25 protein-coding genes are annotated in these 25423 nt (G+C 71.5%); 12 read left to right on the forward strand and 13 right to left on the reverse strand.

Annotation, left to right across the window (positions count from 1 at the left end):
• Nucleotides 1-51 precede the first annotated feature (51 nt).
• Nucleotides 52-1980: a helicase C-terminal domain-containing protein gene (locus tag RJT50_RS15810; RefSeq protein ID WP_313692585.1), complete on the reverse strand. Its 1929-nt coding sequence runs from the start codon at nt 1978-1980 to the stop codon at nt 52-54.
• A gap of 508 nt (nt 1981-2488) precedes the next feature.
• A complete protein-coding gene (locus tag RJT50_RS15815) occupies nt 2489-2707 on the reverse strand; it encodes a DUF7561 family protein (protein WP_313692586.1) in 219 nt (72 codons plus the stop codon).
• Between the two features lie 75 nt (nt 2708-2782).
• Between RJT50_RS15815 and RJT50_RS15820 the strand changes: the two genes are divergently transcribed.
• From RJT50_RS15820 to RJT50_RS15830, 3 genes are all read left to right on the forward strand, one after another.
• Nucleotides 2783-3739: a YkgJ family cysteine cluster protein gene (locus RJT50_RS15820; protein WP_313692588.1), complete on the forward strand. Its 957-nt coding sequence runs from the start codon at nt 2783-2785 to the stop codon at nt 3737-3739.
• Between the two features lie 86 nt (nt 3740-3825).
• On the forward strand, nt 3826-4815 hold the full coding sequence (locus tag RJT50_RS15825; RefSeq protein ID WP_313692590.1) for an NAD(P)H-binding protein: 990 nt from the start codon (nt 3826-3828) through the stop codon (nt 4813-4815).
• Between the two features lie 75 nt (nt 4816-4890).
• The gene (locus RJT50_RS15830; RefSeq protein WP_313696048.1) at nt 4891-5592 is read left to right on the forward strand and encodes a DUF7530 family protein; all 702 of its coding nucleotides are present in this window, start codon (nt 4891-4893) and stop codon (nt 5590-5592) included.
• Between the two features lies 1 nt (nt 5593).
• On the opposite strand, the gene RJT50_RS15835 is transcribed toward RJT50_RS15830, so the two are convergent.
• Nucleotides 5594-5764, reverse strand: a complete 171-nt coding sequence (locus RJT50_RS15835) for a DUF5786 family protein (RefSeq protein WP_425499691.1) — start codon at nt 5762-5764, stop codon at nt 5594-5596.
• Nucleotides 5765-5882: 118 nt separating this feature from the next.
• Between RJT50_RS15835 and RJT50_RS15840 the strand changes: the two genes are divergently transcribed.
• The gene (locus RJT50_RS15840; protein WP_313692592.1) at nt 5883-6923 is read left to right on the forward strand and encodes a DUF5784 family protein; all 1041 of its coding nucleotides are present in this window, start codon (nt 5883-5885) and stop codon (nt 6921-6923) included.
• Nucleotides 6924-6998: 75 nt separating this feature from the next.
• Here the strand turns inward: RJT50_RS15840 and RJT50_RS15845 are convergent, their stop codons facing one another.
• A complete protein-coding gene (locus RJT50_RS15845; protein WP_313692593.1) occupies nt 6999-7283 on the reverse strand; it encodes a DUF5789 family protein in 285 nt (94 codons plus the stop codon).
• Nucleotides 7284-7472: 189 nt separating this feature from the next.
• Between RJT50_RS15845 and RJT50_RS15850 the strand changes: the two genes are divergently transcribed.
• Both RJT50_RS15850 and RJT50_RS15855 read left to right on the forward strand, forming a co-directional pair.
• Nucleotides 7473-8267 (forward strand): PHP domain-containing protein, encoded by a 795-nt coding sequence (locus RJT50_RS15850; protein WP_313692594.1) that lies wholly within the window; start codon nt 7473-7475, stop codon nt 8265-8267.
• A gap of 51 nt (nt 8268-8318) precedes the next feature.
• The gene (locus tag RJT50_RS15855) at nt 8319-8489 is read left to right on the forward strand and encodes a DUF6757 family protein (RefSeq protein WP_313692595.1); all 171 of its coding nucleotides are present in this window, start codon (nt 8319-8321) and stop codon (nt 8487-8489) included.
• An 81-nt stretch (nt 8490-8570) separates the two neighbouring features.
• Here RJT50_RS15855 and RJT50_RS15860 read toward each other — a convergent pair whose 3' ends face one another.
• Nucleotides 8571-9122 (reverse strand): GNAT family N-acetyltransferase, encoded by a 552-nt coding sequence (locus RJT50_RS15860; RefSeq protein WP_313692596.1) that lies wholly within the window; start codon nt 9120-9122, stop codon nt 8571-8573.
• A 117-nt stretch (nt 9123-9239) separates the two neighbouring features.
• Nucleotides 9240-9770 carry a DedA family protein gene (locus RJT50_RS15865; RefSeq protein ID WP_313692598.1) on the reverse strand — a complete coding sequence of 177 codons (531 nt, stop codon included), beginning with the start codon at nt 9768-9770 and terminating at the stop codon, nt 9240-9242.
• Nucleotides 9771-10031: 261 nt separating this feature from the next.
• Here RJT50_RS15865 and acs point away from each other — a divergent pair, with 261 nt between their 5' ends.
• From acs to hemB, 3 genes are all read left to right on the forward strand, one after another.
• Nucleotides 10032-12029 (forward strand): acetate--CoA ligase, encoded by a 1998-nt coding sequence (acs, locus tag RJT50_RS15870; RefSeq protein ID WP_313692600.1) that lies wholly within the window; start codon nt 10032-10034, stop codon nt 12027-12029.
• Between the two features lie 275 nt (nt 12030-12304).
• Nucleotides 12305-13915, forward strand: coding sequence for a long-chain-fatty-acid--CoA ligase (locus tag RJT50_RS15875; protein ID WP_313692602.1), 1611 nt, complete (start codon nt 12305-12307; stop codon nt 13913-13915).
• Between the two features lie 222 nt (nt 13916-14137).
• Nucleotides 14138-15118 carry a porphobilinogen synthase gene (hemB, locus tag RJT50_RS15880; protein WP_313692603.1) on the forward strand — a complete coding sequence of 327 codons (981 nt, stop codon included), beginning with the start codon at nt 14138-14140 and terminating at the stop codon, nt 15116-15118.
• Nucleotides 15119-15231: 113 nt separating this feature from the next.
• Here hemB and RJT50_RS15885 read toward each other — a convergent pair whose 3' ends face one another.
• A complete protein-coding gene (locus tag RJT50_RS15885) occupies nt 15232-16350 on the reverse strand; it encodes a BGTF surface domain-containing protein (RefSeq protein WP_313692605.1) in 1119 nt (372 codons plus the stop codon).
• A 235-nt stretch (nt 16351-16585) separates the two neighbouring features.
• Here RJT50_RS15885 and RJT50_RS15890 point away from each other — a divergent pair, with 235 nt between their 5' ends.
• From RJT50_RS15890 to RJT50_RS15900, 3 genes are all read left to right on the forward strand, one after another.
• Entirely contained in the window at nt 16586-17938 is a 1353-nt protein-coding gene (locus RJT50_RS15890) for a S8 family serine peptidase (RefSeq protein ID WP_313692607.1), read from the forward strand.
• 94 nt (nt 17939-18032) lie between these two features.
• Nucleotides 18033-18503, forward strand: coding sequence for a carotenoid biosynthesis protein (locus RJT50_RS15895; RefSeq protein ID WP_313692608.1), 471 nt, complete (start codon nt 18033-18035; stop codon nt 18501-18503).
• Between the two features lie 89 nt (nt 18504-18592).
• Nucleotides 18593-19213 (forward strand): ArsR/SmtB family transcription factor, encoded by a 621-nt coding sequence (locus tag RJT50_RS15900; RefSeq protein ID WP_313692610.1) that lies wholly within the window; start codon nt 18593-18595, stop codon nt 19211-19213.
• 66 nt (nt 19214-19279) lie between these two features.
• On the opposite strand, the gene argF is transcribed toward RJT50_RS15900, so the two are convergent.
• The 6 genes from argF to RJT50_RS15930 are packed head-to-tail and all read right to left on the reverse strand — an operon-like array spanning nt 19280 to nt 25423.
• Complete coding sequence (gene argF / locus RJT50_RS15905) at nt 19280-20194, reverse strand: ornithine carbamoyltransferase (protein WP_313696052.1); 915 nt, start codon at nt 20192-20194, stop codon at nt 19280-19282.
• Nucleotides 20195-20228: 34 nt separating this feature from the next.
• Nucleotides 20229-21320, reverse strand: coding sequence for a [LysW]-lysine hydrolase (locus RJT50_RS15910; RefSeq protein ID WP_313692611.1), 1092 nt, complete (start codon nt 21318-21320; stop codon nt 20229-20231).
• A 2-nt stretch (nt 21321-21322) separates the two neighbouring features.
• On the reverse strand, nt 21323-22459 hold the full coding sequence (locus tag RJT50_RS15915) for an aspartate aminotransferase family protein (protein ID WP_313696053.1): 1137 nt from the start codon (nt 22457-22459) through the stop codon (nt 21323-21325).
• Between the two features lie 26 nt (nt 22460-22485).
• Nucleotides 22486-23469 carry an acetylglutamate/acetylaminoadipate kinase gene (locus tag RJT50_RS15920; protein ID WP_313692612.1) on the reverse strand — a complete coding sequence of 328 codons (984 nt, stop codon included), beginning with the start codon at nt 23467-23469 and terminating at the stop codon, nt 22486-22488.
• Nucleotides 23466-24536 (reverse strand): N-acetyl-gamma-glutamyl-phosphate reductase, encoded by a 1071-nt coding sequence (gene argC / locus RJT50_RS15925; protein ID WP_313692613.1) that lies wholly within the window; start codon nt 24534-24536, stop codon nt 23466-23468. The genes RJT50_RS15920 and argC overlap by 4 nt, the downstream gene beginning before the upstream one ends.
• On the reverse strand, nt 24533-25423 hold the full coding sequence (locus RJT50_RS15930) for a RimK family alpha-L-glutamate ligase (protein WP_313692614.1): 891 nt from the start codon (nt 25421-25423) through the stop codon (nt 24533-24535). Before RJT50_RS15930 ends, argC begins: the two co-directional genes overlap by 4 nt.

Genomic DNA, 25423 nt, shown 5'->3' on the forward strand with positions numbered 1-25423 from the left:
TGTCGGTAAAACGTCCTCGAACCTCCCGCCGCGCGGTCGCTCCCGTGGATCTTACTCGCCCCAGACGTCCGAGAGCGGGTGGTCGGCCATCGGGTCGTCGCCGTCCTCGTCGGGACTCGACCCGTTCGCGGACGGGTCGGAGCCGGTGGAGTCGGACGACCCGCCACCCGTGCGACCCGAGTTCGCGTTCCCGCCCGAACCCGAGACGGCCCCGTTCCGGAACCCGTCGCCACCGCCCCGAACGCTTCGGCCTGCTCGGCCGCCTCGACCGCTCCCGCCGCCGCGACCCCGTCGGGCGCTCGACGGGCCCGGTTCGGCGTCCATCCCGGCGAGCGCGGCCGCCGGGTCGAACTCGGGGAGGTCCGGTTCGGTCATCCGGTCGACCTGCTCGCGGAACCACGGCGGCGTGTCGTGCTCGGCGCGCTCGAACAGGTCGAGCAGGCTCGCGTCGGCCAGGTACGTCGCGCCGTGGTCGTCGGGCGCGCGAACGACCCGGCCACAGCCCTGGATGACCGTCCGGAGCGCGGCGCGGTGGTACCACGCCCACTGGCCGTCCTCCAGCCGGCTGGCGACCCGCGAGTCGCCCGTGTTGAGGTACGGCGCCTTGCAGAGCACCTGCCAGCGGCAGCGGTCGCCCTTCAGGTCCAGCGCCTCCTCCATCTTCACGGAGACGAACACCTCGGGGTCGCGGCTCGCCTTCCACTCCTCCAGTTGCACGTCGCGGTCCTCGCGCTCGTGGCTTCGAACCCGGGCGCTCACGCCGAACTCGCCGAACTTCTCGGCCAGTTGATCGGCGATGGCGTAGCTGTGGGCGTGGATCAGCCCCTTCTCGTCGGGGTGTTCGGCCATCAGGCGGAGACAGAGCCTGGCGACCTTCGGGAGCGTCTCGTCCCGGTGCTCGTAGGTCATCTTCCCCTGGGTGACGTCGTACAGCGGCCGGTGCTCGACCGGGAACGTGTGCTCGACGTCGACGAGCGCGACGTTCCCTGGAGCCAGTCCGACCTGCCGGCAGAACGCCTCCTTGTTGAGGATGGTCGCAGAGAGCAGGCAGTGCCTGTTCCCGCGGTCCCAGACCGTGTGTTTCAGGTACTTCTCGGGGTCGAGCGGTTTGATTGCGAGTTCGCCGCCCTCGCCGTCGGGCTGGTCGACGACCCACGTCGTCGACGAGTCACGGTCGCGGTAGTCCTCGAGGAACCAGTTCAGCTCCGAGCGGAGCTCCTGGAGGCGGTCCCGGCGGGCGGCCTCCTCGGCGGTCAGGTCGCCCTTGGCGAGCAAGTCGTCCTTCGCGCGCTCGCAGACGCCGGCCAACTGGTCGGCGAAGCGGGCGGTGCGCTCGACGGGTCCGACCTCGTGGTTGTGCACGTCGGGCACGGTGATGTCGTCCCAGACGGGCACGGTGCGGGGCTTCAGCTCGATGGTCGCGTACATCTCGGCCCACTCGGCGAGCCCGTGGGCCTCGTCGACGACGACGACGTCACGCTTGCGGAACACCTCGGAGCCGGCGGTCTGCATGAAGTACGCCAGCGTCATCGCCGCGATGGGACGGTTCGAGGCGATGGCGCGGTCGGAGTAGTACGGACAGCGGTGCTTGACCGAGCAGTCGTAGCCGCGCTGGCGGGCGCAGGGCGCCCGGTTCACGGGCGTCGTCTCCTCGCCGGGGAGGATGCAGGTGTAGTTCGACTTCCCGCGGATGACGTTGAGGTCCTCCAGCAGGTCGTCCGCGGCGACGTCGTCGAGCTGTGACACCTGCGGGGTGGTGTAGTACGCGCCGGCGGCCTGCGAGGGGCTGGCGTCCTCGACGGTCCGGGCGGCGCCGGCGACGGCGCGCGCGAGGAGGGACTTCCCGCTCCCGGTCGGCGCGCGCACGAGGACGACGTCGTTGCCGGCGGCGAAGGCGTCGCGGATGTCCTCCAGGGCCCGTTCCTGGGCGCCGCGGAAGGAGGGCGCGGGGAACGACGGGAGGATTCGCTCGGGGTCCACTTGTTCGGTGTATGGCTTCGTCGCTGTCGGCGTAAGGGTGTCGGATGGTGTCGTCGTCCGGTGTTTTGTTGACTAGTTACCGTGAGTGACGTTCGAGTACGGATGGTCGGTCTCGCGTTCGGTCTGGACGTAGTGACGACCGCGAAAGCCCCCGCGGCCCCGTTCAGTCCCACCCGGTGGATGGTCGGCCGAGCGACGGAGGCCGACTACCGCATGCGTCGCCGTGGGTAGTCCACGGTGACCCTTGCGCGGCCAGCCGGCGGTGGCGCTGGCAGCAGGGGTGCGGTCGGCGCGTGCTGGCGAATGGCGCGCGTGACGGCGAGCCCCGGAGGGGCGATGCGACGCGCGCGAGGGACGAGCACCACAGCGACCGAGCGAAGCGAAGGAGCGAGGAGCGCAGGAGGCTGGGGAGGGCGAGGCCCTACTCACCGCCAGCAGTAGTGATCTGCTTCGTCGGCCAGCCGACGAAGATTCGCTTCACCGTTCAATCAACGCCTCACCCCAAAAATCACTCTCCACCGTCACCGAGTTCCGAAACGTCCCGCTCGGAAACCTCCTCGTCCTCGGGCAACCGATCGATGCAGTCGTAACAGAGGAAGTGCTCGGTCCCGTCCGCGAGTTCGAGCGTCAGGCCGTCCGTGCTCCCCGTCTCGAACGACCACAGGTCGCCGATGCCGCCGCCGACCCGCACCCGCCGGCCGCAGCCGTCACAGGCCTGTTTCGCCATACTCCCTCTCGGGGCAGGGGGTACAAAAACGCCCGGCCAAGGTTCTTACTCGCCGGGAGCCAACTCGTCGGGGACGTGGAGCTGAACTGCGAGGGCTGTGCGGGCTGCTGTCTCGACTGGCGGCCGCTGGGGGGCGTTCACGCGAGCGACGCGAGTGTGAACTCGGGGGATTCGTCCCCCGTAGTGCCGGACCACGAGCGTCGCGGCCGCTACCGCGCGCTGGACGCCACCTACAACCTCGTGCCGCTCACCCGCGACGAGGTCCGGGCGTTCCTCGATTCGGGCTACGGCGACGTGCTCGTCCCGCGACTGTTCGAGTCGTTCGCGGACGACCCCGGGCGCGCGGTCACCGTCGACGGCCACGAGGTCGCGGCGATGGGCGAGCGACCGCTGTTCCTCGTGGGGCTCCGCAAACACCCCAAGCCCGTCGCGCCGTTCGGTCACGACCCCGTCTGGCTCGACGCCTGCGCCTTCCTCGATCCGGAGACGCTCCAGTGTCGCGTCCACGGCGACGACCTGTACCCGGAGACCTGCGGCACCTACCCGGGTCGGAACCTCGACCTCGACCGGGAGACCGAGTGCGAGCGCGTCGAGGCCGCCCACGGCGACCCCGGCGAGCGCCTGCAGGACCGGTCGGTGCCCGAGGACCTCCCGCCGCCCGCCTTCGGCCCGCAGGCGCTCGGCTCGACCGTGTTCGCCTACCCCGAGCCGGACGACCTCCGGGGCGTCGTCGCCCGCCTCGAGGCCGGCGAGTCGACACGCGAGGACCGCGCGCTGTTCGTCGGCGCGGCCGCGGGCTCGGCGCCGGGGATGGCCGAGGTGAACGAGGACCGGGCCGAGGAAGCCAGGGAACTGGCCCGCGACGCGGATTCGTGGGTCGGCCGCGCCGCGAGCGAGTGGGCCGCGGCGGCGGAGTCGGCGGGCGGTCCCGGCGCTTCCGCCGAGGACGCCCCCGACCCGTACCGCGTCGAGGAGGACCGCGGCGCGCCGCCGACCCCGGGCTGGGACGCGCTGTACGGGGACGGCTCCTGACGCGAACGACGCCTCCCCGACGCCCCGAGTATCAACCGAGCACGCGGAGGCACCATAATTAATTCCGGGGGTCGCGTGAACCTGGTATGCGCGTCCTCGTCACCGGCGCGACCGGCTTCGTCGGGAGCCGGCTCGTGCCCCAACTCCTCGCGGCGGGCCACGACGTCACCGTGCTCGTCCGCGACGCCGACGCCTACGAGGCCCCCGACGGCGTCAGGGTCCTGGAAGGCGACCTGCTCGAACCCGGCTCGTTCCGCCTCGTGGCCGGTGCGGGCGAGACGCCGGGTCAGCCGCTCGACCGGCTGCTCGAGGCGCTCGACGTCGAGGCGGCCTACTACCTCGTTCACTCGATGCGCGCCGGCGAGGACTTCGCCGAGCGCGACCGGACCGCGGCGGGCACGTTCGCCGAGGCGGCCGGGGCGGCAGGCGTCGACCGCGTCGTCTACCTCGGTGGCCTCGGCGAGGCGGGCGAGGAGGGCGATCTCTCCGAGCACCTCGCCTCCCGGCGCGAGGTCGAGGCCGTGCTCGCCGGGGGCGAGTACGACCTCACGACGCTGCGCGCGGGGCTCGTCGTCGGCGACGGCGGCGCGAGCTTCGAGATGGTCCGCCAGCTCGCAGAGCGGCTCCCGGTCATGATCACGCCGCGCTGGGTGCGCACGGAGTGCCAGCCCATCGCCGTCGCCGACGTCGTCGCCTACCTCGTCGGCGTCCTCGACGCGCCAGCGACCGCCGGAGGGACGTTCGAAATCGGCGGCCCGGAGGTGCTCACCTACGGGGAACTGCTCGGCCGGACGCGGCGCGAACTCGGCGGCCGGCTCCTCGTGGTTCCCGTCCCGGTGCTCTCGCCGGGGCTCTCGTCCCGCTGGGTCACGCTCGTCACCGACGTCGAGCCGTCGGTCGTCAGACCGCTCGTCGCCGGACTCGCCACGCCGATGGTCGTCGGCGACGACGCCATCCGCGAGCACGTCCCGGTGACGCTGACGCCGCTGGAGGAGGCGATCAGGACGGCGATCGGCGGGGACGGGACCCCGGACGCGGACGGGACGGAAACCCCCGCGGCCACGGCGGGGGACTGAGCGGTGGACGGGCGCTCCGAGCCCGGATCGGGCGCGGACGCCGAGGGGGCGGAGTCCGCGAACGAGCCGGAGCGGCTGCCGCCCGCCTCGCCGGCGTACGGTGACGCCTGGACCTACGAGAGCATCGTCGGCGCGGTGCCCGGCACGGACCTCTCGACCGCGGCGGCCGTGACGATCCAGGTCGTGTCCTTCGAGGCGGCCGTGCTCGCGCTCGCGGCGGCGTACGGGCTCCCGGACGCGGCCGTCGCCGGCACCGTCGCCGTCGCCGTCGCGGGGGTCGGCAGCGTGCTGATGACCCGGATCGCGTCCGCGAACCGGATCCTCTCCGCGCCGACGCGGTACTACCGGCTGCTGTTCGGTTCCAGCATCGAGGTGGTGCTCGGGGTCGTCGCGTTCTGCGCGCTCGTCACCTACCTGTTCGTGGTCGAACCGGCGTCCTCGTCGCTCCTGACGGAGCTGTTCGGCCCCGAGCCGCCCGTGCCGGCCGTGTTCCTCGCGCTGCTGGTGCTGTGGGACCTCTGTTACCGCATCGGCACCTCCTGGTGGACGGCGGTCGTCTCGCTCGTCCGCGAGGTCCGGTTCGGCCCGACCGGGGAGACGGCAGCCGCGTTCCGGCGGCTCGACCGGACGAACGTCGTCTTCGCGCTCTGTCAGCTCGCGCTGGTGCCGTTCGTCGCGGACCGCCCGGTCCTGGTTGCGGCTATCGGCGGCCACGTCCTCGCAGTAACAGCCGTCTCAGCCGTCGCGGTGGGCCTCTCGACGCGTCGGTGTCGGTGAGCTACTCACCCTTCATTCGCTGGAACTGATCGAGGAGCGCCTCCGCGGACTCGCCGGAGTCGTAGGAGAGTTCGCCGCGGTACTCGCTGCGTTCCTCCGCGAACTCGGTGTCCACTTGCGCTTTCTGCTCGCGCCGTTCGTGTTCGTCCTCGTCGTAAGCACCCATCGACATGGTACGCCATCACTTGGCAAACGGTACTTATGAATGTAACGGTCCTTCACGTCCGGTCGGAGCGTGGGTCCTCCCGCGATGCGGAGGGTTGAAACCCGGTGCGGGCCGAGGTAAGAGCGTGGCTCGCCCCCTTCGCTTCCGGTACGCCCCCGGCTCCTGGTCGCGCTCGCGCGTCGAGTCGGACGTGTACCGGCCGCTCGACTCCAACCTCGGGGCGACGATGGACGACCCGTGGTTCAAACCGCCGGACGGCTACGAGGCCGTCCGGCTCGACATGGACGACGGGAGCCTCGCGCTGTTCTGCTGGACCGACGACGAGGGGCCCGACGGGCTGAACGGCGGCGGTCCCGCGGGCTACTGGCTCGGCAACACGGAGACGCCCTCCTCGCTGTGGCGCACCGACAAGTACGCCTTCGAGGCCGCGCCGTACCCGGTGCGTCGCTGGGCCGAGCGCGAACTCCTGGCCGGCCTCCACGACGAGGAGCCGTGGCTCGCGGACTACCCGCACGTCTCGTGGTACTTTCTCACCGTCTTCTGTTCGAAGGACGGCGCGGGGACGACCCGGGAGTTCTTCCGCGAGCACGCCGCCGGCTTCCCCGACGCGACCCGCGAGGCGGCGCTCGACTTCTACGAGGAGTTCCTCGACACCGGCGTCCTCGATCCGTACCGCGAGGAGATGGCGAGCAAGCTCGGCACCTCCGAGTACTTCGACGAGACGCGGATGACCGCGACGATGGGCGAGTTCGACGTGGCGCGCCTGCTGACGCTCGCGGACTACGAGATCGTGCCCGAGATCGAGGTGACGACCGACCACGTCATCGACTACCGCGTCGAGCGCGGGGACGGCACCTCGACGCTCGTGGAGGTGACCCGGCCGGTCGCGCTGAACCGCCGGAGCGCGAACAATCCGCTCACCGCCATCCGCGACACCGTCCAGACGAAGACCTCCGGGCAACTGGAGGAACACGGCGGCGGCGTCACCCTGTTCGTGGACTGCTCGTCGTTCCGCGACGACGCCTGGGCGGCGCTCCGGGGCGAGCAACCCGACGTGGGCCACCGCCCGGCGGTCGTCTTCCGGAGCCGACCCGACGGCCGGACCGAGGCCTACAGCAGGGGAAGCGTTCCGCTGGAACTGGACGACGCTGTCGAGTGGGTGTGACGGCTCGTCAAGAAAACCGGTTCGCGGGGGGCAGGCGGCGTGGCAGACGTCGCCCCGGCCCCGACGCCGCGGATGCTAGAACGACAGCGGGGTCGGGCCGTCCTCGCCGACGGTCGGCGCGTCGCGGTCGCTGTAGTAGCGGCGGCCGACCGCCTCGTGGCCGACGCCCGACTGGAGCGCCTCGTACGCCTCGCCGGCCGAGGCGAACGTCTCCGCACCCATCCGGCCGAGTACCGTGCCGAGCGACTCCGAACCGTCCTGGAGTTCGATCCGGGTCTCTCCGTACGCGTCGATGAGTTCGCCGCTCGTCGCTGGGTACTCGTGTGCTGACAGGAGTTCTCCGGTGCCGTTCAGGCGCATCGTGTGAACGAATCGTCGGGGCGAATATAACGATTGTCCATGTACGACCTTCGAGTGGTCGGTAGTCCTTAATGGTCCTTAATCCAGGCCGAGTGACATCCGCCGTCGATGTCGGAGCCGCCGACCCCCACGGGGCGACCATCGCACGACCATCGGAAGCGCTTTTCGCCGGGGGAGACACCGCCCGGTATGGTCGTCGCGGACCTCCACGCCCACACGACGGCGTCCGACGGGACGATGACGCTCGAGACGCTTCCCCGCGTCGCCGACGAGGCGGGCGTCGAGGTCGTCGCCGTCACCGACCACGATCGGTTCCACCCGGGGCTGGATGCGCCCGCCTCGGAGCTGGACGGCGTGACGGTGGTCCGCGGCATCGAACTCCGCGTCGACGCCGGCTTCGAGGAACTCGACCTGCTGGGCTACGGCCTCGTCGAGACCGATGACCTCCGCGCCGAGTGCGAGCGCCTCCAGCGAAACCGGGTCGAACGCGGCCGGGAGATCGTCGAGCGCGTCGAGGCGGAGACCGGGGCGGAACTCGGGATCGAACCCCGCGAGGGGCTCGGCCGGCCCCACATCGCCCGTGCGATCGCCGAGAGCGACGCGGGCTACGACTACGAGGGCGCGTTCGAGCACCTCATCGGCGACGACGGGCCCTGCTACGTCGGCCGCGACGTGACGTCGTTCGACCGCGGCGTCGACCTGCTCTCGGACGCCTGCCCCGTCGTCGGCCTCGCGCACCCGTTCCGGTACGAGGACCCCGAGGCGGCGCTGGCGCTGTGTGAACATCTCGACGCAGTCGAGCGGTTCTACCCCTACGGCGACCGCGGCGAGGACGACCCCGAGCGCGTCGAGGCGGTCGCCGCGGAGCACGACCTGCTGCTCACCGGCGGCTCGGACGCGCACGGCGAGGAGATCGGCCTCGCCGGCCTCGACGGGGACGGCTGGGAGCGGGTTCGGGCGCGACTCGGCGAGCCCCGGACGTAAGCGGGTTCCGGAAACGCGGGCTTAACTACGATGGCGCCCCAGAGGTCGAGTATGCAGTGTCACTACTGCGAGCGCGAGGCCGCCTACGCCGCCGAGCAGGACGGACTGCGGGTCGGCCTCTGCGAGCGACACTTCCGCGAGCGCGTCGAGGAGCTCGCCGAGAGCGAGGGGCTCGAATCGCTCCGCGAGCGGGTCGACGTGACCCAGACCGAGGGGGAGTGAGCGGTCGGTCCCCGCGAGCGCCCCGCCCTCCGTTCGCCCGGCGTCCGCGGCTCGTTCCCGCCCGTGGTCCGCCCGCCGGTCTCAGTCGGCCCGGCCCTCCCGATTCGCCCGCCACTCACGAGCCAGCAGGCCGTAGCGCAGCGTGTCGCGCCGCTCGCCGCCCCAGACGTTGGCCTCGCGGAGGCGACCCTCCTCGAGGAACCCCAGCTTTTCGAGCACGTTCGCCGAGGCGTCGTTCCCCTCGTACACCCGCGCCGAGAGCCGGTGGAGCGCGCGCTCGTCGAACGCGTGTTCACACAGCAGGTCGGCCGCCTCCGTGGCGTAGCCGTCGCCCCACGCCTCGGGTGCGAGCCAGTAGCCGAGTTCGGCGACGCCCGACCGCGGCTCCTCCCGGAACAGGAACGCCAGGCCGACCGGGTCGCCCTCGGCGCAGATCAGCAGCGTGAGGCCGTCCTCGCCGCGGACGACCTCCTCGCGGTACGCGGCGACGTCCGCGGCGGTCTTCGGTTCGACCTCGCCGAGCGGTCGCCGGACGGTCGGGTCGTTTCGATGCCGCCGGAGGAACTCGTCGTCCCCGGCTTCGACGGTCCGGAGGGAGACGCGGTCGCCCGGTTTGAACACGGAGCCTGGCACGAGCGTGGACGCTCACGCGACGGGCAAAACGGTCACGGTCGCTGGGCGTTGCGCGGGGCGGCCCGGGCGGCCCGGGCGGTCCGCAGGGGTAGCGCGGTCACCGGGCCGGACGGCGCGCTACCACAGCAGGTCGACGCCGAACACGTACAGTCCCGCCAGCGCGGCCTCGAAACAGAGCGTCCCGACCGCCGAGAGCGCGACGAACGTCCGGTCGTCCATCTCGGCGAGGCCGGCGGGGACGGTGAGCATCCCGCGCGTGAACAGCAGCGAGTTCGAGACGGGGACGACGACCGGGCCCCAGCGGTCGAACCAGCCGTCGAAGCGGTCGAGGCTGTCCTCGCTGATCCGGAACCAGCGCTTCTGCAGGAGCCACTCGCGGCCGCCCCGTTCCGCGAGTTTGAACAGCGCGAACTGGCCGATCGTCGCGCCGAGCACGGCGACGGCGAGGATCGCGGCGATGCGGTCGGCCGAGTGGCCGAGCAGGACGAGCGATCCGGGGACGACCAGTTCGCTCGGGACGAAGTACATCAGCATTGCACCCTCGAGCACGAACACGCCGAAGAGGACGACGTAGGCCCACTCCGAGGTGAGCAGTCCCTCCAGCCACGGGGGGAACTGGCCGGCGATGTTCTGGAGGGGAACGGTCACGACCGCGGGTTACACACCGGTCGCTAAATGGCTTGTGTCACGCCGTCGGCCGGGGGTCCCGGGACGTCGCTGCGTCGAGACGGCCTCTCGGATGCGCGCGGACGGGCGCGACGCCGCCGAGCGGACGGAGCCGCCGCCGGTCCTGTCAGCTTTTCGCCGACAGGAACGGATTATTCGACGGCCGAGAAAACCGCAAGCAAGCAGATACAATCGCACGGTGAGGTAGGTTTATCACGGTCGATTCCGACGGTTTCCGTGAGTATGTCAGACGATGACGTTCAACTGGAGGCCCGGCTCGAGGAACAGGAGGAGTTCGAGCCGCCGGCGGCGTTCGTCGAGCAGGCGAACGTCTCCGACCCTGGCATCTACGACGAGTTCGAGGAGAACTGGCCGGAGTGCTGGGAGGGAGCTGCGGACCTGCTCGACTGGGAGGCCGGCTACGACCAGGTGCTCGACGACTCGAACCCGCCGTTCTACGAGTGGTTCACGGACGGCACGCTGAACGCCTCGACGAACTGTCTCGACCGGCACCTCGCGGAGCGGGGCGACGAGGCCGCCATCGAGTGGATCGGCGAGCCGACCGACGAGGCGAACCGGACGTTCACCTACGAGGAACTCCACCGCGAGGTGAACGAGTTCGCGGCCGCGCTGCGCGAGATGGGCGTCGGCCAGGACGACATCGTGACGATGTACATGCCGATGGTGCCCGAACTGCCCATCGCCATGCTGGCGTGTGCCCGCATCGGCGCGCCCCACTCGGTCGTCTTCGCCGGCTTCTCCGCGGAGGCGCTCGCGACCAGAATGGACGCCGCCGACTCCGAGCATCTCGTCACCTGCGACGGCTACTACCGCCGCGGCGACCCGCTCGACCACCTCGAGAAGGCCAACGAGGGGCTCTCGATGGTCGAGGGGACCGTCTCGGACGTGGTCGTCGTCGACCGGCTCGGCCCGAACGGCGACGACTTCGGCCACGATCTGGCCGACAACCAGCACGACTACGACGCCCTGGTGGACGAACAGTCCGGCGCGACCGTCGATCCGGTCGACCGCGACGCCGAGGACATGCTGTTCCTCATGTACACCTCGGGCACGACCGGCCAGCCGAAGGGGGTGAAACACACCACCGCCGGCTACCTCGCCTGGGCCGCCTGGACCTCCCAGTCGGTCCTCGACGTGAAGCCGGACGACACGTACTTCTGTGCGGCCGACATCGGCTGGATCACCGGCCACTCGTACATCGTGTACGGGCCGCTCGCGCTCGGCACGACGACGATGATGTACGAGGGGACGCCCGACTACCCCGAGCGCGACCGCCTCTGGGAGATCGTCGACGAGTACGACGCGAACCAGCTCTACACCGCGCCGACCGCCATCCGCGCGTTCATGAAGTGGGGCTCGGAGTTCCCCGAGCGGCACGACCTCTCCAGCCTCCGCCTGCTCGGCACCGTCGGCGAGCCGATCAACCCCCGGGCGTGGAAGTGGTACTACAAGCACATCGGCGACGAGTCCTGCCCGGTCGTCGACACGTGGTGGCAGACCGAGACCGGCGGCATGATGGTCACGACCCTCCCCGGCGTGAAGAACATGAAACCCGGCTCCGCGGGCCCGCCGCTGCCCGGCGTCGACGCAGAGATCGTGGACACGAACGGCGACCAGGTCGACGCGGGACGCGCGGGCTATCTCACCGTCCAGAAGCCGTGGCCCGGGATGCTCCGGACGCTGTACGACAACGACGAGCGCTTCATCGAGGAGTACTGGGCCGAGTACTCCGACGTCGACTCCGAGGACCCGGACGACTGGGTGTACTTCCCCGAGGACGGCGCGAAGATCGACGACGACGGCTACATCACGGTGCTGGGCCGCGTCGACGACGTCATCAACGTCTCGGGTCACCGCCTGGGAACGATGGAGATCGAATCCGCCATCGTCGGCGTCGAGGGCGCCGCCGAAGCCGCGGTCGTCGGCGGCAACCACCCGGTGAAGGGCGAGGCGGTCTACGCCTACGTCATCCTCGAGGACGGCTACGAGGGCACCGGCGAGATGCGCGACCGCATCGTCGCGGGCGTCGAGGACGCCATCGGCCCCATCGCGCGCCCCGAGGAGGTCGTGTTCACCTCCGAACTCCCGAAGACCCGCTCCGGGAAGATCATGCGCCGCCTGCTGGAGGACATCGCCAACGAGGACGAACTCGGCGACACGTCGACGCTGCGGAACCCGGACATCGTGGAGGACATCCGGGTGAAGGTGCAGGAGGAGTAGGCAGCGACTCCCGGACTTTTTCAGGCAGAACGCGCCAGACTGCCCGGTGACATCGACGGTGTTCGTCCCCCGATTCACGAACTTACGGATTTACGAGGGGTAAGGGGCGAGTCCATCCTGCCGTCGCGGCGAAATCCGCCAGCGAGGTGAAACGATTTCTCGTCGAGTGAGGACTGATTCCGGCGGCGATGCGTTCCAAACTTTTCCTCACCCCTCGTCAGGTGTTACCAATCCCGCAACGATTATCACGAACGTCCCGGAAGTTCGCGGCAGGCATGGAGAAACCGCTGTTAGTCACGGACTTTCTCGACCGCGCCCGGCGCAACTACGGGGACCACGAGGCGGTCCTCGCCGTCGACGGCACGCGGTACACGTACGACGAACTCGGCGAGCGCGCCGACGGCTTCGCCGCCGCGCTCCAGGAACGCGGGGTGGGGAAGGGCGACCGCGTCGCCGTCCTCGACCCGAACACGCACTACCACCTGGAGGCGGCCTACGGGAGCCACGAGATCGGCGCGGTCCACACGCCGCTGAACTACCGGCTCGTCGAGTCGGACTTCGAGTACATCCTCAACGACGCTGGCGTGACGGCCATCTACGCCGACGCCGAGTACGCCGACCGCATCGAGGCGATCCGCGACACGGTGCCGACCGAGACGTTCATCACCAACGACGCGGACGCCGTCGAGGGCGACTGGGAGTCGTTCGACGGGGCCATCGCGGACGCCGGCGAGCACGAGCGCCCGGAGATGAGCGAGGACGACGTCGTCACCATCAACTACACCTCGGGCACCACGGGCGACCCGAAGGGAGTCTGCCGGACCCACCGGACCGAGACCGTCCACGCCTACCTCATCTCGATCCACCAGGAGATCCGCGACGACGACACCTACCTCTGGACGCTCCCGATGTTCCACGTGAACGGCTGGGGCCACCTCTACGCGATCACCGGGATGGGCGCGCGACACGTCTGCACCCGCGGGGTCGACGCCGCCGCGGTGTTCGACCGCCTCCGCAACGAGGACGTCTCCTACTTCTGTGCGGCCCCGACCGTGCTGAAGATGCTCGGGGACCACCACGACGAGCACGGCGGCCCGGTCGACGGCGGCCAGGACGTCCGCGTCGCCACCGCCGGCGCGGCACCGCCGGAAGCGACGATCCGGACGGTCGAGGACGAGTTCGGCTGGTACCTCAAACACGTGTACGGCGCGACCGAGACGGGGCCGCTCATCACCACCTCGGACGCCCGGCGCTACTTCGATGACGACTCGGACGACCGCTTCGGGGTGAAGAAGACGCAGGGGTTCGGCTACCTGGGCACGGAGATCCGCGTCGTCGACGAGAACGGCCAGGACGTGCCCGAGGACGGGCAGACGATCGGCGAGATCGTGGTCCGCGGCAACCAGGTGATGGACGGCTACTGGGAGAAGCCGGAGGCGACCGAGGAGGCGTTCAACGACCGAATCTCGGGCTACTACCACATGGGCGATCTGGCGGCGGTCAACGAGAACGGCATGCTGGTCATCCAGGACCGCAAGAAGGACATCATCATCTCTGGCGGGGAGAACATCTCCTCGCTCGAACTGGAGGACACGCTGTTCTCGAACGACGCGGTCGGCGACGTGGCCGTCATCCCGGCGCCGAGCGAGGAGTGGGGCGAGACCCCGAAGGCGTTCGTCGTGCCCGCCAACGGCGACGTCTCGTCGCCGGGCACGAGCGAGGCCGACCTCATCGACTACTGCCGCGAGCGCCTCGCGTCGTTCAAGGTGCCGAGCCAGGTCGAGTTCGTGAAGCAGCTCCCGAAGACGGCGACGGGCAAGATCCAGAAGTTCGAACTGCGCCAGCAGGAGTGGGAGGGCGAGGAGCGGATGGTCGGCGAGGGCTGAGGCTCCCCGTCGCTCTCTCATCCCTCGCGGGCCGAACCAGCTATCGAGCCAAACGCCGTGGGGGCTTTCGAGAACGACCCCACGGAGAACCAGTGTGCACTGATGGCAAGAACCACCAGGGATTCGCACCGTTCCGACGCTCCGGAGCATCCCTGACCGACGGCGATCAAACCCCCGAGCGTACCCGACGGCGTTTTCACGACGCCCCCGTACACCTCCGATATGGACCTCACGGACCGGCCGCGCCGGCTCAGAACCGACGGCGTCAGGCCGCTCGTCTCCGAAACCGACCTCGCGGCCTCGGACCTCATCGCCCCGGTGTTCGTCGACGCGACGACCGACGAGCGCGTCGCCATCGAGTCGATGCCCGGCCACGAGCGCGTCCCGGTCGAGGAGGCCGCCGCACGCGTCGCCGAGGTGCGCGAGACGGGCGTCGAGGCGATCATCGTCTTCGGCATCCCCGAGTCGAAGGACGCGGTCGGCTCACGGGCGTACGCCGAGGACGGCGTCGTCCAGCGCGCCGTGCGCGACGTCGCCGCCGAGACCGACGCCTACGTCATCACCGACGTCTGCCTCTGTGAGTACACCGACCACGGCCACTGCGGGGTCGTGGAGGAGGGTGCCGCCGAGGACCCGACGCTCACCGTGCGGAACGACGAGACGCTCGAACTGCTCGAGAGGACCGCCGTCTCGCACGCCGAGGCCGGCGCGGACATGGTCGCGCCCTCCTCGATGACCGACGGGATGGTCGGCGCGATCAGGGAAGGGCTGGACGGCGCGGGCTTCGAGGGGGTGCCGATCATGAGCTACGCCGCCAAGTACGAGTCGGCCTTCTACGGTCCGTTCCGCGATGCGGCCGACGGCGCACCCGCGTTCGGCGACCGGCGGCACTACCAGATGAACCCCGCGAACGGCCGCGAGGCGCTCCGGGAGACGAGACTCGACGTCGAACAGGGCGCGGACGTGCTGATGGTGAAACCCGCGCTGCCGTACCTCGACGTCGTCTCGGCGGTCCGCCGGGAGTTCGACCACCCGGTCGCGGCCTACAACGTCAGCGGCGAGTACGCCATGCTGCACGCGGCGGCCGACCGCGGCTGGCTGGACCTGGAGGCCGTCGCCCACGAGTCGCTGGTGAGCATCAAGCGGGCCGGGGCCGACCTGATCCTCACCTACTTCGCCGAGGACGTCGCGGAGTCGCTGTAGGACGTCGCCGATCCCCGGGGAACCTCGCCGATCCCCGGAGGACGTCGCGGAGTCGCCTCGTCGATCCGGCGCTTCCCGTTCCTGCTTCGAGGCGGGACGCTCCGCGCTCCCGCTCAGTCCCGGAGCAGGACGGCCGCCAGCGCGGCGCCGCCCAGCAGGAACGCCGCGCCGAACAGCCCCGTCAGCACCGACCCTGAGAGCCCGCTGCCCGCGGGGCGCTCGGTCGGGGTCGCCCTCGCCCGGGTCGTGTTCTCGCCCGTCGTTTCGGCCGACTGGACCACGACGGCCCCGACGTCGTCCGGCGAGTCCGCGGTGTCGTTGCCGGCGGACACGACGAGTTCGTACTCGCCGGCGGACAGCGCGGACGGGAGCGAACTCTCCGACCGGACGGTGGCGGCGTCGTCCGTCGAGGCGCTGACGGTCCGTCCCTCGCGGCCCGCCAGCGCCGTGTCGACGTACACCGTCGCTCGCCCGTCGTCGTTCGCGTCGCGGGCGCGGACCACGAGCTCGTAGCCGGTGGCGTTCCGGTCGCCGAGTCGGACGGTCGCCGTCTCCGTCCCGAGGAAGACGAGTTCGAGCGCGACGACGTCCCCCCGGTCGACGGCGAGGATCGAGTCGGACAGCGAGACGCGGGCGTTCGTCTCCGGCGTCGCCGTCGGGGTCTGTTCCGGGCGGGCCGTGGGGGAGTCGGGAACCGGCTCGGTGCAGTCGCCCGCACAGCCGACGATCTCGCCGTCCGCCGACGTCGAGTGCGAGCCGTTCTCGGTCGTGACGGTGACCGAGAACGTGCCGCCGGCGGTCTGCCGGGAGAGATCGGCCGCGATCGCCCAGGTGCCGTTCTCCGTCACGACGGCGTTCGAGCTGACGAAGAACGCGGGCTGGGTGTCGCCCGTCGACTCGAGCCGGACGAGGAGCTCGGTGCCGACGCGGAACTCGGCAGTCCCCGAGATGACCTGCGAGGAGTCGTTGGCCACTGTGACGCGTTCGCCCTCGTGATCGATCGTGATCGCCCCCCGGGTCGACTCGAACGCGGCGGAGGCGCCGGCGGCCGACGTCGACCCGGCGGCGGCTGATGTCGACCCGGCGGCGACCGACGTGGACGCGGGAGCGACCGACGCGGTGGCGGTCGATCGTGACGTCGTGGGGGCCGACGCCGACGCGGTCGCGGCCGGCGCGACCGCCCCCAGCACCAGACAGGCGACGAGCGCGAGCCGGAGCGCGTTCGATCTCACGGCGACCACCCCGCGCCGGTCGCGGCGGTCGCGGCGGCGTGCGGACGGTCCGTCTCGCTGCCCGGCAGGTGGACGTTGAGGGAGGGCATTCCGTCGGCACATCGTCCCTGGTGGTATAAGAAGCAGCGAATGCTTCGAGCGCGTTTTACGGTACGGTGTCCCGCCCGCGGCCCACCCCGTCGTGGCCCACGACCGACAGATTGAACGGCGGGCCGCGGGTCGTTCCGGCGACCCCGTGGCCTCCGACCGCTCACGCGCCGGCTCGCGCGCCGTCGATCGCCGTCGGGCACTACGGATCGGTGCCGCCGCCGTCGCCGCCAGCGTCGCCGCCTCGCCGATCCCGCGCCTCGGCAGCCTGTTCGACCCCGACGGGCTGTTCGGCCCGGACGATCCGCCGCCGGCCGAACCGACCTCGAACGCCGGGACCGACCCGATCGAGACGATTCACGCCGCCGGCGTCACCGGCGAGGGGGTGCGACTCGGCGTGGCGGACCCGACGGGGTTCGACCCGGGCCGTCCGGAACTCTCCTCGGCGACCACGGCCCTGCGCGGGTTCGGGGACGACCCGGTCGCGGTGAGCGGGCCGACCCACGGGACCGCGGCGGCCGCGGCGGTCGCACGGGTCGCGCCCGCCGCCGACCTCGCGCTCGCGCGGTTCAGCCGCCCCCGCGAGTTCGCCCTCGCGGTCGAGTGGTTCCGGGACCGAGGAGTCGACGTCCTGCTCGTGCCGGTCGCGGCCCACGGCACCGCGAGCCCGGAACGGGGACCGGTCGCTCGCGCCCTCCGGGACGCGGAGGCGGCGGGAACCGTCGTCGTCGCACCGACCGGAAACGCCGCCCGTGGCCACTGGCAGCGGCCGGTCGCTCCGGACTCGCTGCGCGAGGGGCGAGCGATCCGCGGGTTGCAGGTCCGATCCCCGTCCGGGGACGACGGGCCGACGGGGCGACTCGTCGCGTGGGTGACCCACGACGGCCCGCCGGCTCTCGACCTCTCGCTCGCGCTCGTCCGCCGGACCGACACGGGCGACGGTCGGAACCTGATCGCGCTCTCGACCGACGCGCCGACCGGGACGGGCGAGCGGCTCGTCGCGCGGCTCGACGGCGGGGACTACCGGCTGCTGGTCCGGCCGTCCGGCGAGTCTCCCGAACCCGGCACGCTCGACACGTTCCGGCTGGAGGTGACGACGCCGACCCATCGGCTGGTCCCGACGACGCCGACCGGGAGCGTGGCGTCGCCGGCCTCGGCGGACACGGTCCTCGCCGTGGGGGCGGCCGACGGCGACGGCGCGGCGCCGTACAGCGGTCGCGGGCCGACGTCCGACGGGGGGACCGGCGTCGACCTGGTCGCGCCACCCCGGCCGTGGTCGGGGCCGGGAAAACCGGGGACGTCCGCTGCCGCGGCCCGGGCGGCCGGCGTCGCCGCGCTCGTGTGCGACGTGCTCGGTGGGAGCGAGCCGCGACGCGTGCGGGAACTCCTCGAAACGACGGCGAGCGAGGCCGGGCGCGCCGGCACCGACCTCGGGACGGGACACGGTCGGCTCGAACCGCTCCGCGCGGTGCGGAGAGCGCGCGCCCGGAACGGGTCCTGACGCGGGTCTCGACGAGACGTGCTGACGCGAGCGCCGGGAGTAGTCCCGACCGTCGGTAGCAACGTTTATGCCGCGAATATGTGGACTGGATCGCATGACGAGTAGCCGCACCTTCGCCGGAACCGCCGCCGCGGTCGGCCTCCTCTCGCTCGCTCACGCCGCGGTCACCTGGCCGGTGCCCGCGATGGTCGCGCTGTTCGGCGGCGGCGCGGTCCTCGCGTTCGTCGCCGAGGCGGTCGTCGTCGACCTCGACTGGCTGGACCACCACGTCGGCCCGAAAGTCATCGGCGTCCCCCTCTACGTCCTGCTCGGCTGGACGGGGACGATCTACGTCGCGTTCCGCGTCGCGCTCCTCGTGACGGACGGCTGGACGGCGGTCGTCGCGACCGGCCTGCTCGCCACGACCTACGACGTGCTCACCGACCACCAGGGGGTCGCGGACGGCCACTGGACGTACACCGACGACCTCCCGGGGCCTCGCTGGCGCGGCGTCCCGTGGTGGAACTTCGCCGGCTGGTTCGCCATCAGCTGTGTCACGGCGGCGGTCACCGTTCCCTTCCTCTGACGGGCGGCCGCGACCGCGTCACGGCGCGGTAAAATCCGCGTTTGATCTTCGCGCACGTTGAAGTACCGGCGGGCGTTACCGCGGGGTAGATGGCATCGCCGCTGACCCGGCTCGGCGGCCGGACCGACTCCGCCGACGCCGCGCCGAGAGTGCTCCCGGTGGACGACGAGGAGACCGACGACGTGATCGAGGCGCTCGGTTCGGGGACGGCCCGCGAACTGTTCCGGGCGGTCCACGCCGACCCGGCTCCCCCCTCGGAGCTGGCCCGCCGCGTCGACACGTCCGTCCAGAACGTCCACTACCACCTTACCAACCTGGAGGCGGCCGGCCTCGTCGAGTCGCTCGGCCGCACCTACTCGGAGAAGGGCAACGAGATGACGGTGTACGGGCCGGCGGCCGAGCCGATCGTCCTGACCGCCGAGCCGGAACCGGACGCGCGGGGCGAACTCGACCGGCTGCTCGGCGACTGGGCCTCGGGCGTCGCGGCGCTCGGGCTCGCCAGCCTGGCCGTCCAGCTCGCCGTCGAGCGGCTGGTCGGGACCACGCCGGTCGAGCTGTTCGAGCCGGCCAGCAGGGCGGCCGGCGACCCGAACTGGGTGGTCGGCGTCGCGCTCACGGCGGCACAGCCGGGCGTCCTGTTCTTCGTCGGCGGCCTCGTCACGTTCGCGCTCGCCGCGTACCGGGACCGCGACCGGTCGCCGTCGGCGTGACGGTCGGTCGGCTCGCGAGCAGTTCCCCCGCGAGCGACGTGCCGACAGTGGCGTCCCGCGAAAACACTACGCCAGCAGTTCCACGAGCAGCGCCTTCTGGGCGTGCATCCGGTTCTCCGCCTGCTCCCAGACGAGCGTCCGGTCCGACTCCAACACGTCGTCGGTGATCTCCTCGCCCCGGTGGGCCGGAAGACAGTGCATCACCCGCGCGTCGGTGTCGGCCAGCAGGTCCCGGTTCAACTGGTACCCCTCGAACGCGGGCAGCTTCTCCTCGCGCAGTTTCTCCTGACCCATGCTCACCCAGACGTCGGTGTAGACGACGTCCGCGTCGGCGACGGCGTCCGCGGGCGAGTCGGTCATCGTCGGCGCGGAGCCGGCCGCGGCGGCGCGCTCGATGGGGTCCTCGCCGAGGCCGTACCCCTCCGGCGTCGCGACCGTCAGGTCCACGCCCGCGACGCCACAGCCGACGGCGAACGAGCGGGCGACGTTGTTGCCGTCGCCGACCCAGGCGACCGAGACGTCCTCGAGGTCGCCGAACGCCTCCCGGATGGTCAGCAGGTCGGCCAGCGTCTGGCACGGGTGCGCGTCGTCGGTCAGCCCGTTCACCACGGGCACGTCGGCGTACTCGGCCAGGGTTTCCAGGTCCGAGTGGTCGAACAGCCGGGCCATGATCGCGTCGACGTAGCCCGAGAGCGCCCGGGCGGTGTCCTTCAGCGGCTCGCCGTGGCCGAGCTGGATGTCGTCAGGGCCGAGGAACATCGCGTGGCCGCCGAGCTGGGTCATCCCCGTCTCGAACGACGCCCGGGTGCGCGTCGAGGGCTTCTCGAACAGCATGGCGAGCGTCGACCGCGGGAGCTGCGTCAGGTCCTTGCCGGCCTTCAGTTCGGTCGCGCGGTCGAGCACCGCCCCTAGCTGGGTGGACGAGAGGTCGTCCACGTCGAGCAGGTCGGTCGGGAACGGGTCGTCGGTGTCGGTCGTCATCTCGGTGTCGTGGGTCGGTGTGTTCATCGGATGGTCAGTCGGCGAGGCGCTCACAGACCGCACACAGCACGTCGACCGTGCGGTCGAACTCGGCGAGCGCGAGGCGTTCGTTCGGGGCGTGATCGAGGTCCGAGTCGCCGGGGCCGTAGGTCGCCATCGGGGCGTCCCAGGCCGCGGCGTACAGGTTCACGTCGGCGGTGCCGGTCTTGCGGAGCAGTCGCGGGTCCCCGCCCGCTCGTCGGATCGCCCCGCGGAACGCCGTCGCCACCTCGCTGCGGGGGCTGGTCATCACCGGGGGGATCGGCTCCTCCCAGTGGACGGTCCCGGCGTCGAGTTCGGCGTCGGCGCGCTCGCGCACGTCCGCCGGCTCCATCTCGGGCGGAACGCGGAACTGGACGTCCATCGTCGCCTCCATCGAGAGCCCGTCGGCCGAGAGCCCGCCGTCGAAGCGCACCGGCTTCGTCGTCACGCCCTCGAACACCGGCTCGTAGTCCGCCGCCTCGAACGCGCCCTCGACACGATTCCACCAGTTCATCGCGTGCTCGACGGCGTTCGGGTCCGGGCGCGACGTGTGGCCGGACTCGCTCGTCGCGACGTACGTGCCGGCGAGGAAGCCGCGGTAGCCCAGCGTCACGCCGTCCCAGCCGGACGGCTCGCCGTTGACGACCGCGTCGGGTTCCTCGCGGTCCTCCACGAGGAAGCGCGCGCCCCGGGAGTCGGTCTCCTCGCCGACGACGCCGGCGAAGGAGACGCCCGTCTCGACGGCCGCGACGGCCATGGCGGCGAGGGGACCGGTGGCGTCGACGCTGCCGCGCCCCCACAGCACCGCGTCGCCGTCGGGCGAGTACTCGTCCTCCGGGTCGCGCTCGATGCGGACCGGGATGTCGCCCGGCACGGTGTCGACGTGGGAGGTCAACAGCACGGAGTCGTCCGCTGGGGCGCGGACGTTCCCGACCCCGTCGAGGAACACCTCGCGGTCGTGTTCCGCGAAGAACGCCGCCAGGCGCTCGGCGGCCTCGGCCTCTTCGCCCGACTCCGAGGGAATCGAGACGAGGTCGTACAGCAGCCGACGTCCCCCGCTATCGAGCGCGTCGAGGTCGGTCGCGTCGTCGACGGCCGAGGCCATCGCTACAGCACCTCCGTCAGCGCGTCCACGACCGCGTCGACGTGGTCCTCCTCGACCACCAGCGGCGGCAGGAGGCGCAACACCGACCGGCCGGCCGGGAGCGCGAGGATCCCGTGGTTCAGCGCCAGGTCCCGCAGCAGGCGGTTCGACCCGCGCTTCACCTCGATGCCGACCATCAGCCCCTGGCCGCGCACCTCGCGCACGCCCAGGTCGTGTTCGTCGACCGCAGCGGAGAGTTCCTCGTGGAGGTAGTCGCCGACGTCGGCCGCGTGGCCGGGCAGGTCCCCCTCCACGATTCCCTCCAGCGTCGCGTTCGCGGCGGCGGCGACGACCGGGCCGCCCGAGAACGTCGAGCCGTGGTCGCCCGCCTCCTCGGCGAGCCAGTCGGCACACAGCGTCGCGCCCATCGGCAGGCCGGAGGCGAGTCCCTTCGCGGTCGTGAGCGCGTCGGGGGTGACGCCGGCGTGCTCGCACGCCCAGAACGCGCCCGTCCGCCCGAGACCCGTCTGGATCTCGTCGAACACGAGCGCCGCGCCCGCGTCCTCGGTCAGGTCGCGCGCGGTCCGCAGGTACTCGGCCGTCGCGGGGTTCACCCCGCCCTCGCCCTGCACGGGTTCGAGGAACACCGCCGCCGTCTCGTCGTCGACGGCTGCGGCCAGTTCCTTGGCGTCGCCGTAGTCGACGAACTCCACGCCGCCGGCGAGCGGTTCGAACGCGGCGCGGTACTTCCTCTTCCAGGTCAGCGCCAGCGCGCCCATCGTCCGGCCGTGGAAGCCGCGCCTGGCGGCGATTATCTTCTCCCGGCCGGTGGCCGAGCGCGCGAACTTCATCGCCGCCTCGTTCGCCTCGGTCCCGGAGTTGCAGAGCCACACCTTCCGGAGGTCGCCGGGCGCGAGCGCGCCGAGTTTCCCGTACAGTTCCGTCCGAGCCTCGACCGGGTACGAGCCCTGCACGTACAGCAGCTCGGCCGCCTGTTCCTGGACGGCCTCCACGACCGCGGGCGGGCTATGCCCGAGCGGCGTGCAGGCGTAGGAGGCGCCGAAGTCGAGGTACTCCGTGCCGTTCGTCCCCGTGAGACGGACGCCCTCGCCCGACTCGATGCCGAGCGGCTTCTCCGAGAAGACGAAGCTCTCGCCCAGTTCGTCCTCCGCGGGGTCGAGCGAACTCACTGCCCCACCCCGCGGATGTCGTCGACGCCGGCGGCGTCGGCACCGTCGTCGGCGTTCGGACCGTCGCCGTCCACGATCTCCTCGCCGCCGTCGGCGACCGTCGAGTCAGCGACGGCGGCCGCGTCGATTCGCGTCCCCGCGCCGTCCAGCGCGGCGATGATCGGGTCCCGGACGTTCGCGTCCGAGACGTAGACGGCGGTCGCGCCGCCCTCCAGCGCCTCCTCGGCGGCCATCACCTTGCGGGTCATGAACCCCTCGGCGGCCGACTCCAGGGCCGCGAACTCGCCGGGCGTCCCGATGGCCCCGATGAGCGTGTCCGGGTCGTCGGGGTCCTCGTAGACGCCCGCAACGTCGGTCAGGACCACGAGTTCCGCGCCGAGCGCGGCCGCGACGGCCGCGGCCGCGCGGTCGGCGTCGGTGTTGACCGCCGTGTGGCTCCCGTCGTCCTCCTCGCCGAGCATCGGCGGGGAGAGCACCGGCGTGTAGCCGTCGGCGAGCAGCGAGCCGAGCAGCGCGTCGTTGACCGACTCGATGCGGCCCGAGTGGTCGCCGCGTTTGATCTTCTTCTTGCCGTCCTCCAGCACCCGGACCGCCGACTTGCGGGGGCCGGTCAGGAGGCCACCGTCGACGCCCGAGAGGCCGAGCGCGTCGACGCCGGCGTTCCGGAGGCCGACGACGAGGTCGGTGTTGAGCTTCCCGGGCAGGGCCATCTCGAACACCTCCATGGTGTCCTCGTCGGTGAACCGGCCGGTGACGCCGCCTGGCGTCTCGACGTACTCGGGTTCGCGCCCGAGCGCCTCGAGCTGGTCGTCCACCTCGGTCGAGCCGCCGTGGACGACGACGACCTTCCGGCCGTTGGCGACGAGGTGGGCGACGTCACCAACCGCGCCCGCCGGGTCGACCGCGCGGGCGCCGCCGAGCTTCACGACGACGGGCGGCTCCGCGCCGCCGTCCGTGCGGAGCTCCGAGAACCCCTTCATGGCGACCCCACCGGGTGGAGCCCCAGTTGATCCAGCCCTGCCGTTTCCTCCAGCCCGAGCGCGACGTTCGCGGCGTGGACCGCCTGGCCGGCCGAGCCCTTCATCATGTTGTCGATGGCGCCGAACGCCACGACGCGCTCGTTGCCGGGGTCGAGCGCGAAGCCGACCTCCGCGCGGTTCGTTCCAGCGACCGCCTTCGGCTCGGGGTAGCGGTACGTCCCGCCGCCGCCGGCGACGACGTCGACGAACGGCTCGTCCTCGTACGCCCCGCGGTAGGCGCCCCAGAGGTCGCCCTTCGTGACGGGGCCGCCGGGGAAGGCGTGACACGTCGCCGAGGCGCCGCGGACCATCTCGACCGCGTGGACCGTGAACGCCGTCGAGAGTCCCAGATACGCCTCCAGTTCCGCCTCGTGGCGGTGGCCGGTCGGCGCGTACGGGCGGACGACGCCCGAGCGCTCGGGGTGGGAGGACGCCTTGCCCCCGCCCGCGCCGCCCTCCGAGGAGCCGACCTTCACGTCGACGACGACCCGGTCCTCGTCCGAGACGACGCCGGCGTCGACGAGCGGCTTCATCGCGAGGAGCGTCGCCGTCGCGTTGCAGCCGCCCGCGGCGATCAGGTCCGCGCCGGCGAGGTTCCCGCGGTTCAACTCGGGGAGCGCGTACTCGGCGTCCGCGAGGTGTTCCGGCGCGGCGTGGCCGTCGTACCACTCGTCGTACAGCTCCGCCTCGGGCAGGCGGAAGTCCGCCGAGAGGTCGACCACGAGGTCGGCGGCGTCGCGGAACGCGTCGACGTGCTGCATGGAGACGCCGTGGGGCGTCGCCGCGAACAGCACGTCCACCGATTCGAGCTCCTCGGGCGAACTGAAGCGGAGGTCGAGCCCCCGCAGGTTCGGGTGGACGTAGCCGACGGTCTTCTTCTCGTACTCGCGGGAGGTCGCCTGGACGACGTCGAACGCCGGGTGGCCGACGAGCAGGCGCAGCAGTTCGCCGCCGGTGAAGCCGGAGCCGCCGACGACCGCGGCGGTGAACGCCTCGCCTGCCCCCCCGCCGTCGGCGCTGGTCGTCATACCGCCGCCGCCTCCGCCGCCACGTCGGCTTTGAGTTCGAGCCAGTCGACGACCGCGGCGGGCACGTCGACGTCGACGCAGCCGTCCAGCGCCTTGAACTCGACCGTGTGGTTCACCTCGTGGACGGTGTACTCGCCGCTTCCGGCCCCGCCGACCTCCATCAGGTCGACGCCGAGCAGGCCGCCGCCGACCGCGGCGCTGGCCTTCTCGACCAGTTCCGTCGCCTCCTCGTCCAGGTCGAACGCCGCCGTCTCGCCGCCCTTCGCGGCGTTCGTGAGCCAGTGGTCCGAGGTGCGCGTCATCGCGGCAACGGGCTCGCCGTCGCAGGCGAGCACGCGTACGTCGCGGCCGGGCTTCTCGACGAACTCCTGGACGTAGAACACCTTGTGCTCGTAGTGACCGAGCGTCTCCTTGTGTTCGAGGACGGCCTCGGCCGCAGAGCGGGTGTCGATCTTCGCCATCAGGCGGCCCCACGAGCCGATGACCGGCTTGAGGACGCAGGGGTAGCCGAACCGCTCGATGATCTCGAGGGCGGCGTCGCTCGTGAACGCCACCTCCGTCGCGGGCGTGGGGACGTCCGCGGCGTCGAGCGCGAGGCTGTTTTTCACCTTGTTCGCGCAGGTCTCGGCCGTCTCGGGCGCGTTGACGACCGGCACGCCGTAGTGCTGCAGGAACTTGGTCGCGTACAGCGAGCGCGAGGTGGCGAGACAGCGGTCGAGGACGACGTCGCAGTCGCCCACGTCGACCCCGCCGGCGGACACGCCGTGGAGGCCGAACTGGAGCGTGCGAACGTCCAGCTTCTCGACGTCGTGACCGCGGTCGCGCAGCTCCCCGAGGAGGAGCTTCTCGTCCCGGCGGATGCGGGAGTAGAGGATGCCGATCTTCAT

It is taken from the genome of Halobaculum sp. XH14 (assembly GCF_032116555.1).
Classification (GTDB): Archaea; Halobacteriota; Halobacteria; order Halobacteriales; family Haloferacaceae; genus Halorarum; species Halorarum halobium.

Excerpts from the sequence above, each read along its gene's own strand:
- hemB (WP_313692603.1), top strand. The coding sequence starts at position 14,138 with ATGGACCTCACGGACCGGCCGCGCCGGCTCAGAACCGACGGCGTCAGG.
- RJT50_RS15855 (WP_313692595.1), top strand. The coding sequence starts at position 8,319 with ATGCAGTGTCACTACTGCGAGCGCGAGGCCGCCTACGCCGCCGAGCAG.
- RJT50_RS15835 (WP_425499691.1), bottom strand. The coding sequence starts at position 5,764 with ATGTCGATGGGTGCTTACGACGAGGACGAACACGAACGGCGCGAGCAG.
- RJT50_RS15815 (WP_313692586.1), bottom strand. The coding sequence starts at position 2,707 with ATGGCGAAACAGGCCTGTGACGGCTGCGGCCGGCGGGTGCGGGTCGGC.
- RJT50_RS15895 (WP_313692608.1), top strand. The coding sequence starts at position 18,033 with ATGACGAGTAGCCGCACCTTCGCCGGAACCGCCGCCGCGGTCGGCCTC.
- RJT50_RS15850 (WP_313692594.1), top strand. The coding sequence starts at position 7,473 with ATGGTCGTCGCGGACCTCCACGCCCACACGACGGCGTCCGACGGGACG.
- RJT50_RS15825 (WP_313692590.1), top strand. The coding sequence starts at position 3,826 with ATGCGCGTCCTCGTCACCGGCGCGACCGGCTTCGTCGGGAGCCGGCTC.
- acs (WP_313692600.1), top strand. The coding sequence starts at position 10,032 with ATGTCAGACGATGACGTTCAACTGGAGGCCCGGCTCGAGGAACAGGAG.
- argC (WP_313692613.1), bottom strand. The coding sequence starts at position 24,536 with ATGACGACCAGCGCCGACGGCGGGGGGGCAGGCGAGGCGTTCACCGCC.
- RJT50_RS15845 (WP_313692593.1), bottom strand. The coding sequence starts at position 7,283 with ATGCGCCTGAACGGCACCGGAGAACTCCTGTCAGCACACGAGTACCCA.
- RJT50_RS15875 (WP_313692602.1), top strand. The coding sequence starts at position 12,305 with ATGGAGAAACCGCTGTTAGTCACGGACTTTCTCGACCGCGCCCGGCGC.
- RJT50_RS15900 (WP_313692610.1), top strand. The coding sequence starts at position 18,593 with ATGGCATCGCCGCTGACCCGGCTCGGCGGCCGGACCGACTCCGCCGAC.
- RJT50_RS15910 (WP_313692611.1), bottom strand. The coding sequence starts at position 21,320 with ATGGCCTCGGCCGTCGACGACGCGACCGACCTCGACGCGCTCGATAGC.
- RJT50_RS15920 (WP_313692612.1), bottom strand. The coding sequence starts at position 23,469 with ATGAAGGGGTTCTCGGAGCTCCGCACGGACGGCGGCGCGGAGCCGCCC.
- RJT50_RS15930 (WP_313692614.1), bottom strand. The coding sequence starts at position 25,423 with ATGAAGATCGGCATCCTCTACTCCCGCATCCGCCGGGACGAGAAGCTC.
- argF (WP_313696052.1), bottom strand. The coding sequence starts at position 20,194 with ATGACGACCGACACCGACGACCCGTTCCCGACCGACCTGCTCGACGTG.